The organism is Acetilactobacillus jinshanensis (genome assembly GCF_004359375.1).
GTDB classification, from domain to species: domain Bacteria; phylum Bacillota; class Bacilli; order Lactobacillales; family Lactobacillaceae; genus Acetilactobacillus; species Acetilactobacillus jinshanensis.
This window is the reverse complement of record NZ_CP034726.1, coordinates 1,396,153-1,407,687: the sequence shown is the minus strand read 5'-3', so window position 1 is coordinate 1,407,687 and position 11,535 is coordinate 1,396,153. Positions and strand designations below refer to the sequence as shown.

10 protein-coding genes and 1 tRNA gene are annotated in these 11,535 nt (G+C 40.5%); 9 read left to right on the top strand and 2 right to left on the bottom strand.

The annotated features are described in order from the left end of the window. Positions 1–47: 47 nt before the first annotated feature. Genes rapZ through whiA form a run of 3 tightly spaced genes read left to right on the top strand, consistent with a single transcriptional unit; the run spans position 48 to position 2,892 of the window. Positions 48–917, top strand: coding sequence for an RNase adapter RapZ (gene rapZ / locus ELX58_RS06790; protein WP_133442364.1), 870 nt, complete (start codon positions 48–50; stop codon positions 915–917). 24 nt (positions 918–941) lie between these two features. Further along, on the top strand, positions 942–1,913 hold the full coding sequence (locus tag ELX58_RS06785) for a gluconeogenesis factor YvcK family protein (RefSeq protein WP_236747670.1): 972 nt from the start codon (positions 942–944) through the stop codon (positions 1,911–1,913). A 22-nt stretch (positions 1,914–1,935) separates the two neighbouring features. After that, on the top strand, positions 1,936–2,892 hold the full coding sequence (gene whiA / locus ELX58_RS06780) for a DNA-binding protein WhiA (protein WP_133442362.1): 957 nt from the start codon (positions 1,936–1,938) through the stop codon (positions 2,890–2,892). A gap of 80 nt (positions 2,893–2,972) precedes the next feature. Here the strand turns inward: whiA and ELX58_RS06775 are convergent, their stop codons facing one another. Continuing rightward, positions 2,973–3,566 carry an ATP-dependent Clp protease proteolytic subunit gene (locus ELX58_RS06775; protein WP_133442361.1) on the bottom strand — a complete coding sequence of 198 codons (594 nt, stop codon included), beginning with the start codon at positions 3,564–3,566 and terminating at the stop codon, positions 2,973–2,975. Positions 3,567–3,681: 115 nt separating this feature from the next. Continuing rightward, a tRNA-Arg gene (locus ELX58_RS06770) sits at positions 3,682–3,753 on the bottom strand. A gap of 269 nt (positions 3,754–4,022) precedes the next feature. On the opposite strand from ELX58_RS06770, the gene gap reads away from it, so the two are divergent. The 6 genes from gap (at position 4,023) to rnr (ending at position 11,530) form a co-directional block, all read left to right on the top strand. Further along, positions 4,023–5,039, top strand: a complete 1,017-nt coding sequence (gene gap, locus ELX58_RS06765; protein WP_133442360.1) for a type I glyceraldehyde-3-phosphate dehydrogenase — start codon at positions 4,023–4,025, stop codon at positions 5,037–5,039. Positions 5,040–5,130: 91 nt separating this feature from the next. Further along, positions 5,131–6,372 carry a phosphoglycerate kinase gene (locus tag ELX58_RS06760; protein ID WP_133442359.1) on the top strand — a complete coding sequence of 414 codons (1,242 nt, stop codon included), beginning with the start codon at positions 5,131–5,133 and terminating at the stop codon, positions 6,370–6,372. Between the two features lie 185 nt (positions 6,373–6,557). Next, positions 6,558–7,286 (top strand): triose-phosphate isomerase, encoded by a 729-nt coding sequence (tpiA, locus tag ELX58_RS06755; protein ID WP_133442594.1) that lies wholly within the window; start codon positions 6,558–6,560, stop codon positions 7,284–7,286. Between the two features lie 14 nt (positions 7,287–7,300). Beyond that, a complete protein-coding gene (locus tag ELX58_RS06750) occupies positions 7,301–8,566 on the top strand; it encodes a ClC family H(+)/Cl(-) exchange transporter (protein ID WP_133442358.1) in 1,266 nt (421 codons plus the stop codon). Positions 8,567–8,671: 105 nt separating this feature from the next. Then, positions 8,672–8,890: a preprotein translocase subunit SecG gene (secG, locus tag ELX58_RS06745; RefSeq protein ID WP_418620999.1), complete on the top strand. Its 219-nt coding sequence runs from the start codon at positions 8,672–8,674 to the stop codon at positions 8,888–8,890. 102 nt (positions 8,891–8,992) lie between these two features. Further along, positions 8,993–11,530: a ribonuclease R gene (gene rnr, locus ELX58_RS06740; RefSeq protein WP_133442356.1), complete on the top strand. Its 2,538-nt coding sequence runs from the start codon at positions 8,993–8,995 to the stop codon at positions 11,528–11,530. Positions 11,531–11,535: the final 5 nt, after the last annotated feature.

Sequence of the window (11,535 nt, the reverse complement as noted above, 5' to 3'; positions counted from 1 at the left end):
CGCCCGGTATGTTATACTATGTAAGTACCGAATCAGGTGAAAATTCAGTGAAATTAAACCAAAAGTTAATTCTTATCGTTGGTATGAACGGTGCTGGAAAGAAATCCGCTCTTAATGATTTTGGAGAGATGGGTTACTTCTGTGTTGATAATCTACCCGTTCATTTGATTAAACATTTAATCTCGACGGTTAGGGATAATTCAGACATTAAAAAAGCTGCTGCTGTGATTAACCTCCAGCGAGCTAATCAGTTTAAGCCCGTTGCAAAATTATTGAATTCAATCGTTCACAAAAACGAAGCTAAAGTAATTTTTATGGATGCGTCAGATCAACAATTAATCGCTCGATATAAGGAGCATCGTCATTCACATCCGTTATCGCCATATCATCGGGTGGTTGATGGAATTGCGGAAGAGCGTCGATTAAACCGGCCTTTGAAACAGGAAGCCACGATCTTAATTGGTACGACGAACTTAAAGCCTACTAGTTTAAAGCAACGGTTAAATATTAATTTCCCGATCAGCCACAAGAAAGCATTTCATATTGATGTAATGTCATTTGGCTTTAAATACGGGATGCCGTTGGATGCTGACATTGTGGAAGACGTTCGCTTTTTACCGAACCCGTTTTATATCCAAAAATTAAGACATCAAAATGGTCTGGATGCGGATGTCTATAACTACGTCATGGATAAGCCTATGACTCAGGAATTCTGTCGGAAATTTATTGATTTACTTAAGTTTTCAATTCCGGGCTACATTAAAGAGGGTAAGCCAAACTTAACGATCGCGATCGGTTGTACCGGTGGCCAGCATCGTTCGGTAACGGTCGCTCGAAAAGTTGCTGAAGTGTTAAGCCATGATTATCCCGTGAATGTCTATCACCGGGACGTCAAGAAAAGTTATCAAGAAAAATAATTTATTTAGAAACGGTGATTAATGATGGATAAGAAACCGAATGTAGTTGTTATCGGTGGCGGAACTGGAATTCCGTCAATTTTAAAGGATTTAAAGGATGAACCCATTAATTTAACGGCGGTTGTGACCGTTGCGGATGATGGTGGCTCAACCGGGATTTTACGTAAGTTATTGGGTATGGTACCCATGGGTGACTTACGGAATTGCTTAAGTGCCATGTCAACGTTACCAAAAGCCGACTTAGATTTATTTGAATACCGCTTTAAAAATAATGATAAATTTTTGGCTCACCACACGATCGGTAATTTACTTCTAGCAGCTGCTCTTGAAAAGGATGGCAATATTAATAACGCGGTCCAGGATCTGTGTAAAATTATGAAGGTTAACGGTCATATTTATCCGGCTTGTAATCAAGCTTTGAACATCAGCGCCAAATTTACTGATGGAACGATGATCCAGGGTGAATCTGAAATCACGGCCGCTCATAAATCAATTGCTAAGTTATGGACCAGTGACGCTAGAGGTAACGAACCAAAGGCTTTACCGCAGGCAATTCACGCCATTATGAATGCCGACCAAATCGTCTTAGGGCCAGGTAGCCTATACACCAGTGTTATGCCTAATTTAGTAATTCCTGATCTTGGCGAAGCCGTTGTTAAATCTGGTGCCCAGGTGGTTTACGTATGTAACGCCTTGACCCAGAAGGGTGAAACCAGTGGCTATACCGATGCGGACCATGTTAAGGCTTTAAACAAGAACGTTGGTCATCAGTTCGTCAACTACGCTTTGGTTAACGATAAAAAGATCCCCGCTAATTCAGTTGATTTTAAGAAGTACACTGAGTACTCATATCAAGTCAAGACTGATCCAGAAGCCATGAAACAGCAGCATTGCCAGCCGATCTACAAACCATTTTTGGTAATGACAGATGGGGATGCCGTATGCAGCGGTAAGATGATTGCCAATGAATTAATGAAACTGGTTAATAACAAGTAATAACGAAAGCTGGTGCTTGTGAGTGTCATACGCAAGTGAAGTTAAAAATGAATTAACTCATCTGACCGTTCACCGGAGTAATGCTAAAGCTGAGCTCATGGCTTTAATTAGAATGAATGGATCCGTGGTGTTATGGAACCATCATCTAACACTGAACGTTCAGACCGAAAACCCGTCAATTGCTAAACGGATCTATTCATTGATGCTTGAATTTTATCATGTTCAAACTAACATCATCGTCCGAAAGCGAATGAAGTTGGAAAAGAATAATATCTATATCGTTCAAATTCAGCAGCACGCTTCAGAAATCTTAAGCGACATTGGGATTTTAAGTAGTCATGGTCTAAGTGAATCGGTGCCGAAATCAATTTTAAATAACGATGCCCGGATGCGCTCTTATTTGCGGGGTGCCTTTTTAGCGGGTGGATCGGTTAATAACCCAAAAACATCGCGTTATCATCTGGAAATTTATTCATTATACGAAAATCATAATGAAATGATCGCCAAGATGATGAACCATTACCATCTTCATGCCAAAACGACGAGCCGAAGAAGTGGATACATTACCTACTTAAAAGAAGCCGAACGGATTGCGGAGTTTCTGCAATTGATTGGTGCTACGAATTCAATGCTGAAGTTTGAAGATATTCGGATTGTTCGTGATATGAGTAATTCGGTTAATCGACTGGTCAACTGTGAAAATGCCAACATGAATAAGGTGGCCGATGCGTCGACTCGTCAGATTGCTAACATTCAATTTATCCAAAAGACGGTTGGGTTAAAGCAATTGCCAAAGAAGTTACAAAACGTCGCAATTGCTCGAATGACGCATCAAGAGGTTAGTTTGAAGCAGTTGGGACAAATTGTTGCTGGAGGACCGATCTCTAAATCGGGCGTTAATCACCGGTTACGGAAAATTAATAAATACGCCGAAAATCTACGGAACAACTACCAAGAAATTGCAAACGCTAAAAAATAAATTTTAAGATAAAAATAAAAGCGCTGAAATTATTTAATAATTTCAGCGCTTTTTTATATGTTATTTAAGATTTAAATTCGTTATTTCTTTTCGCCTTTATTGGTCATAATGCCATCTAACAGACCATACTTAACGGCTTGCTGAGCAGTAAAGTAATGATCACGTTCAGTATCCTTGGTGATCTGTTCAACACTTTGACCAGTATTCTTGGCTAAAATCTTAGTCATCATCTTACGGGCATCTAAAATGGCCTGAGCAGCAATCTGAATTTCAGTTTGCTGACCTTTAGCACCACCGGATGGTTGATGGATTAAGACTTGTGAATGTGGTAAGCCAAAGCGTTTACCTTTGGTACCAGATGAAGCCAAGACACTAGCCATGGATGCAGCCATGCCCATTACGATGGTTTCAACATCAGATTTAACAAATTTCATGGTATCGTAGATAGCCATACCTGACGTAATGACACCACCGGGTGAATTAATGTAAAGATAGATGTCTTTATCAGAATCCTGAGCATCCAAGAATAACAATTGAGCGATAATTGAATTAGCCATGTTATCTTCGATCGGACCGGAAAGCATGATAATGCGATCCTTAAGTAAACGAGAATAAATATCATAGGCTCGTTCACCGTTAGCTGTCTTTTCAATTACAGTCGGAACTAAGTTCATAAATTTTCCTCCTTTGATTGAGAAGTTCAATGATATTTTAACGGCAATTTTTGAGAAAGTCTAAAATATAGCCTAAGTTAAATCAACTTAGGCCGCGTTTCCTGCTGTTAAAATATGCACCTGGAGGGAATCGAACCCTCATCCCAAGAACCGGGATCTTGTGTGCTATCCATTACACTACAGGTGCATTACATGTAAAAGTATAACATATATAGGCTTGCATTCACACATTTATGGTGGTGCCTGGCTATAGGTAAAGTGTTTGCAAATGCTAGGGGTCGTTGATATACTAAATTTAGATGAAGGGAAAGTCCCTATCTCCAATGTTATCTAAGTTGACGATTCAATGCATAAATACGTTGTTCGTAAGGAACGACTTAGCTGACACTGTAAACTAAAAGTGGTATTATAACAATGTACTACTTATTAGATGTTTTTAAGGGAGGAAAACATTATATGACTGTTAAAATTGGTATTAATGGTTTTGGACGTATCGGCCGTTTAGCATTTCGTCGTATCGCCCAGTTAAACTCTGACAAGATTAAAGTTGTTGCTATCAATGATTTAACTACTCCTGCAATGTTAGCATACTTACTTAAGTATGATTCTACTCATGGCAGATACCCAGGCAAAGTTTCTGTTGCTGATGATAACAAGGGTATCGTTGTTGATGGTAAAGAATACCCAGTATACGCTCAACCTGACGCATCCAAGATTCCGTGGGTTAAGAACGATGGCGTTGACTTCGTATTGGAATGTACTGGTTTCTACACTTCTAAGCAGAAGTCAATGGCTCACATCAAGGCTGGTGCTAAGCGTGTATTAATTTCTGCACCTGCTGGTAATGATGTTAAGACCGTTGTTCCTAACGTTAACTTAGATACTTTAACTAGCGATGATAAGATCGTTTCTGCTGGTTCTTGTACCACTAGTTGCTTAGCACCAATGGCATACTGGATCAACAAGAAGTTCGGTATCAAAGTTGGTTCCATGGTAACTGCTCATTCTTACACTGCTACTCAGGCTACTTTAGATGGCCCTAACAGTAAGAAGGTACAGAACAACCGTGCTGCTGCCGTTAACATTATTCCACATACTTCTGGTGCTGCTAAGGCTATCGGCTTAGTTGTTCCTGAATTAAACGGTAAGTTAACTGGTTACGCATTACGTGTTCCAAGTCCTGACTGCTCAATTACTCAGTTAGACTTCGTACCAAAGACTAAAGTTACTGCTGACCAAGTTAACAAGTACTTAGAAAGCAAGCATAACGATGCTTTCGGTTACACTCCTGACCGCATCGTTTCTACTGATGTACGTGATGATACCCATGGTTCATTATTCGAACCAGCATTCACTAAAGTCATCTCTGGTGATGAAGGTGAACAGATCGTACGTATCATCGCATGGTACGATAATGAATATGGCTTTACCTGCAACATGGTAAGAACCTTATTACACTTCGCTTCATTATAATTATCGATTATAACTGAAACGTTTAGTATAAAAGGCGGAGGAGGTTATATCTTCCTCTGCCTTTTATTTTTGAAAAAGGGAGGTAATTGTTATGTCCAAAGTAACGATTAAAGATTTAAATCTTAATGATAAAAAAGTCGTAATGCGTTTAGACTTTAACGTTCCAATGAAGAACGGTAAGATCCAGGATGATACTCGTATCAAAGCCGCATTACCAACTATTAAGTACGTTATTGCTCATCACGGCAAATCCATTATTTTTGCTCACTTAGGCCGTATCAATACTGAAGCTGACAAGAAGGGCAAATCCTTAAAGCCAGTTGCAAAGCGCTTATCCAAATTATTAGATCAGCCAGTTATCTTTGTTCCTTATGCTGATCCAGATAAGCCTGCTGAAGACCCTGTTAACAGTAAGCCAATGAAGGCTGCCATCAGTAAGATGAAAGATGGCGACGTCTTATTAGCTGAAAACACTCGTTTCCAGGATGTTGTTAATGGTAAGCACATCAAGCGTGAACATGGTAATGACCCTAAGTTAGGTCAGTACTGGGCTTCATTAGGTGACTGCTTCGTTAACGATGCCTTTGGTACTGCTCACCGTAAGCATGCTTCTAATGTTGGTATCGCTGACGCTATGAAGAAAGCTGGTAAGCCAACTGCCGTTGGTTTCTTAATGCAGAAAGAAATCAAGTACTTAGGCCACGCTGTTAACAATCCTAAGCGTCCATTCGTTGCCATTTTAGGTGGTGCTAAAGTATCCAGTAAGATCGGTGTTATCGATAACTTATTACCAAAGGTTGATAAAGTTATCATCGCTGGTGGTATGGCATACACCTTCTATGCAGCTAAAGGTTTAAAGATTGGTAAGTCATTAGTTGAAAAAGATAAGATTCCGTTAGCTAAGAAGATCTTAGCTAAAGCTGGTGACAAGATCGTCTTACCAGTTGACTCCGTATGTGCTGATAAGTTCGCTAATGATGCCAAGACTACCGTTTCTAAAGAAGTTCCTGATGGCATGATGGCATTAGACATCGGTCCTAAGTCCATTAAGAAGTTCGAATCTGTTTTGAGCAATGCAAAGACCGTTGTTTGGAACGGACCAATGGGTGTTTGCGAAATGAGTAACTTTGCCAAAGGTACCTTAGCCATTGGTAAGTTCTTAGGCACCTTAAAGAACGCTATCACGATCGTTGGTGGTGGTGATTCTACTGCTGCTATCCACTCATTAGGCTTAGATAATGACATTAGCCATGTATCCACCGGTGGTGGTGCTTCATTACAGTACTTAGAAGGTAACGTATTACCTGGTATTGCATCCATTAGTAACAAGTAAATCATTTAATTTAAAAATTAATTTGAAGCTCGGTAGTTTTACCGGGCTTTTTGTTTTTTATTCAAGAAAATGTTTTATTTAATGAATATATAGTAAAATAAAGTCAGATACTATTTAGGTAGAAAGAAGGGACCGGATTGTCAAATTCTAAAAAGAGGATTCCTTTCATTGCTGGAAATTGGAAAATGAATTTAACGCTTAATAAGGTCGTTCCGTATTTAAAACAGTTGACCGGACATTTACCAAAGCCTGATCAGATTGAAACGGCCATTGCGGCTTCACCATTGTTTTTACAAACGATGATTGATTACGTTCGCAAGCATCATTTACCGTTAAGAGTCGGTGCTGAAAACTGTTATTACAAAGATAGCGGTGCTTATACCGGTGAGGTTAGCCCGAAAGCGTTAGCTGAAATGGGCGTTCACTACGTTATCGTTGGTCATTCAGAACGACGAAAGTATTTTCACGAAAGTGACCACTTCATTAATCAGAAAATCCGGGCTGTATTAAGGAACCATATGTACCCAATCGTCTGCTGTGATGAAACGATGGGCCGTTTGGGTTCCGGTAAGCCGTCTAAATGGGTCGTCACCCAAGTGATTTCAGCTCTGCAACACGTTCCCGCAGATCAAGCTAGCCGTGTCACGATTGCCTATGAACCGAGTTGGGCAATTGGTACCGGCCACAGTGCGTCACCTGACGAAGCTGAAGAAGGTTGCTATTTGATTCGGCACACCCTGTCTGATATTTATTCAGACGCAATCGCAGACCGGATCAGAATCTTGTACGGTGGTAGTGTTACCCCTAGAAACGTCAGTTCACTTATGAAGCAAACTGATATTGATGGTGTCCTAGCCGGTGGCTCAAGTTTGAAGCCGTCAACGTTCTTAAAGTTAATTAAATTTAGAGACTAAAAGCGTGATTGAATTTGCGTAAACTTAGTCGAAACCATTTTTGGATGGTGTTACTTGGCATTGTCGTTGGGATTAGTTCAGGAGCGGTAGTCAGTGCTTTCCGCTGGCTAGTTCAAGTAATGTTTACGGGTCTTAAATATCTTTATATTGCCTGTCGAACTAATCTCAATCTAATCTGGGTAATCCTGTTAATTAACGTCGCTTTAGCCGTCGTTATCGGTAAGATTATCAATAATTTTTCAGCCGTAAGCGGCTCAGGAATTCCACAGATTGAAGCAGAGTTAACGGACCGTAAATGGTATTACTGGTGGCCAGTTTTATGGCGAAAATTTATCACCAGTACCTTAACCGTTGGAAGTGGAGTCTTTATGGGCCATGAAGGACCGTCAATTCAATTAGGTGGCTCTGTGGCCCAGGGAGTCGCATCAATGACCCACCAGAATCATGAACGGACTAAATTAATGATTGCTGGTGGAGCGGCAGCTGGGCTAACGGCTGTTTTTAATACTCCGTTAGCTAGTTCATTATTTGTCTTAGAAACGGTATATCATGGTTTCTCGACGATGGTCTGGTTGATCACTTTAAGTGCTGCCGTGGCATCAGATTTAGTTTCCATGAGTATCTTTGGCAAACTTCCGTTATTGTATGTTCCTAGAGTGCGTGCAATTCCGTTGGATCTGTTCCCACAACTTATCATTATGGGGATTATTATTGGTTTTCTAGGCTTTGGATATAAAGTCGTAACGTTAAATTCGTCCAAAGTTTATCGATTTCATAAACTTCCAGGATGGACAAAACCAATCATTCCACTTCTTTTCATGATCCCAATCGGGATCATCTGGCCACAGTTAATTGGGACCGGCTCCGGGTTAATTCACCTGGTTGTTAAGACATCGTTCCCGTTTCTTGTAATTGCTGGCTACTTCATAATTCGATTGATTGGGTCGTCATTGGCGTTTGGCAGTGGCTTACCTGGTGGTATTTTTCTGCCAATCTTAACCTTTGGTGCGTTGACCGGCGCTGGATATGCACGGATCTTAATTGATCTGAACGGAATGTCACCAGTTTACTTAGCATCATTTGTTGCGGTCGCGATGGCTGGCTATTTTGCTTGTGTTACTAAATCGCCGTTAACTTCGATTTTATTAATTACTGAAATGATTGGCACGTTGCATCATTTAGCGGCTTTAAGCCTGGTCGTCGTGGTTGCTTACGTGGTTGATGACCTATTGGACGGTCGACCGATTTACGATACGTTATTGGACCGACTGCTATCTTGAATTATAATTAGGTTGAAAGTTATTCAGATTGTATGATAGAGTTTATTGTATAACCTAAATCTTAATATCGAGCCTTTAGGGGGCAGTTGTTTGTATAACTTTTTCATGTCTGTAATATTGGTCGATAGCATTTTAATTATTATCGCTGTTTTGATGCAGCCAGCTAAGACCAGTAGTGCCATGGGATCTTTAACCGGTGGTGCTAATAATTTATTTTCACATAAGTCACGTGGCTTCGAAGGCTTCATGCAAAAAGTCACCGTTGTCTTAGGTGTTATCTTCTTTGCTGCCGCTTTAATCTTAGCATGGTTATCAGCACATTAAGTAAATGGGTCCCCTGCACAATAAGTCAGGGGATTTTTTAATAATCGTTTTTAAAATTGATAAAAAATACAAGTAAATGTTAGAAAATTTAATGAGGAATTAATTGTGGATAGTACTTTAAAGTTAAACATTGTAAATATCTTAAGGGGTTACCCAAAAGAAGACTTCACCGTTGAGAAAATTGCTCAACGATTAGGTTACTCGGGGTCAGCCGCCTTTAAAATGATCGTTCCCGTAATTGCGGAACTTGAACGTGAAAAAATGATCATCGTTGATAAGGATAAGTTTCATATCAACCCAACGAAGTTAGAATTAGAAGGAACTTTCAATTCTAATCCAAAGGGCTTCGGTTTCGTTCGCTATGATGACACCTTACCGGATGCATATATTGCACCGGATCACACGATGCACGCCATGAACGGTGATGTCGTTGACATGAGAATCATTCGTCCTGCTGAACCCGGTTCTAAAAAGGGTCCTGAAGGTGCTGTTGATAAGATCAAAGAACGTAGCTACAGCCAGGTTGTGGGTGCTTTTGCCAAATCTGACGATAAGAATTTCTATGGTCAGGTTAAGTTAAAGGACCATAAGTTACAGGGACTTAAGTTTTACGTTAATGACGTTGGCTTAAAACCAACTCCTGGTGAAGTAATCACCGCTGACATTACCGAATACCCAAATGATGATCATCCTGATTACATGGTAGGTGTCGCTAAAGAAATTATCGGTAGTGTGGATGACCCTGGAATTGATATTCTACAGATCGTTTATTCACATAAAGTTCCGTCACAGTTCCCTGAAAACGTATTACAGGAAGCCGACGCCATTCCGGATCACGTTACTAAACCGGAATTAAAGGGCCGTGAAGACATTACCCACCAGAAGTTAATTACGATTGATGGTGACGAATCAAAAGATTTAGATGATGCCGGAACCGCATGGAAATTACCAAACGGTAACTATCATTTAGGTGTTCACATTGCCGATGTTGGTCATTACGTTAAAGCGGGTAGTGCCATTGATAAAGAAGCCTTTAAACGTGGAACTTCCGTTTACTTAACTGACCGTGTCATTCCAATGTTACCGCGTCGACTCTCAAACGGAATTTGCTCACTTTTCGAAGGCAAGTTACGTTTATGCATGAGTTGTGAAATGGAGATCACGCCTAAGGGTGACATCATTAAGAGTCGTATTCACCCAAGTTACATGCATTCTGATCACCGGATGACGTACAACGAAGTGAACGCCATTTTAGAAAAACATGATCCTGAAATGATGAAGAAGTATGCCGACGTCGTACCAATGTTACAAACGATGGCACATCTTCATAAGATTTTGTTAAAGCATCGTCAGCGTTTAGGTGCCATTTCATTTGATAACCCTGAACCTGAAATTATCGTTGATAAAAAGGGTCATCCGATCGACGTTCGAGTTCGTCATCGTGGAATTGGTGAACGCATGGTTGAATCTATGATGCTAGCTGCCAACGAAACGGTTGCCAAGACGTACTATAAGAAGCACGTTCCGTTTATTTACCGTGTCCACGAAAATCCCGATAAGGCCAAGGTTAAGGACTTTATCAATCTCTTGAACGTCTTAGGGATTGAAGTTCATGGTGATCTACGTCATCACATCAAGCCGAAGACTTTCCAGAAGATTTTGGATAAGGTCGCTGGAACTCCTCAGGAACCAGTCATTTCAGTTATGATGCTTCGTAGTATGCAGAAAGCTCGTTATACTGACCAAGAATTAGGTCACTTTGGGTTAGCTATGAAGTACTACACACATTTCACTTCGCCGATTCGTCGTTACCCAGATACCATGGTTAATCGCATGATTCATTATTATGGCAAACATGGCATTAATGACCAGTCGAAAGCTCACTTTGGTGGTGCCTTAGAAGCCATTGCAGATCATTCATCCGAATGTGAAGTTCGTGAAGTTCAAACTGAACGTGATACTGATTCCATGAAGGAAGCTGAATACATGGCTGATCACATCGGTGAAGTCTTTAACGCCACCGTTAGTTCAGTTATGAAGTTTGGGATGTTCATTCAGTTACCAAACACCATTGAAGGCTTGGTTCACATTAGTCGAATGAACGATGACTTCTACAAGTACGTCGATAAGTACATGGCCTTAGTTGGTGTTCATACTCGTCGAACTTATCGAATCGGTCAAACAGTCAAGGTTAAAGTTATTCATGTCGATGTTGATCAGAGTCAGATTGACTTCACCGTTGTCGACCCTGAAGATGCACCGAAGACGAATATCTTGCCACCAAGACATAGTCATGGCCACCGTCATTTCAATAACCACTTCCATGGTCATGGTTACGGTCACTTTGGCTCTCATAACCATGACAATAACAATGATGATCACAAGTCGCATGGCTTCCACCATGGACATTTCCACGGTCATAATCATTTTGGTTCTCACAATGATAATCATGCTAATAATGATCATAGATCACATGGATTTCATCATGGTCATGGCCACACTTATGGTCATAAGTTCTTTGGCCATCGTCACAATGGCCACGGTAACAATGATCACCGTAGTCATGGCAATAACCATGGCCATCAAGGTAACTCTTGGAAATCCTACAAGATTAAAAACGTTTCAAAATCCAATCATTGATTGAC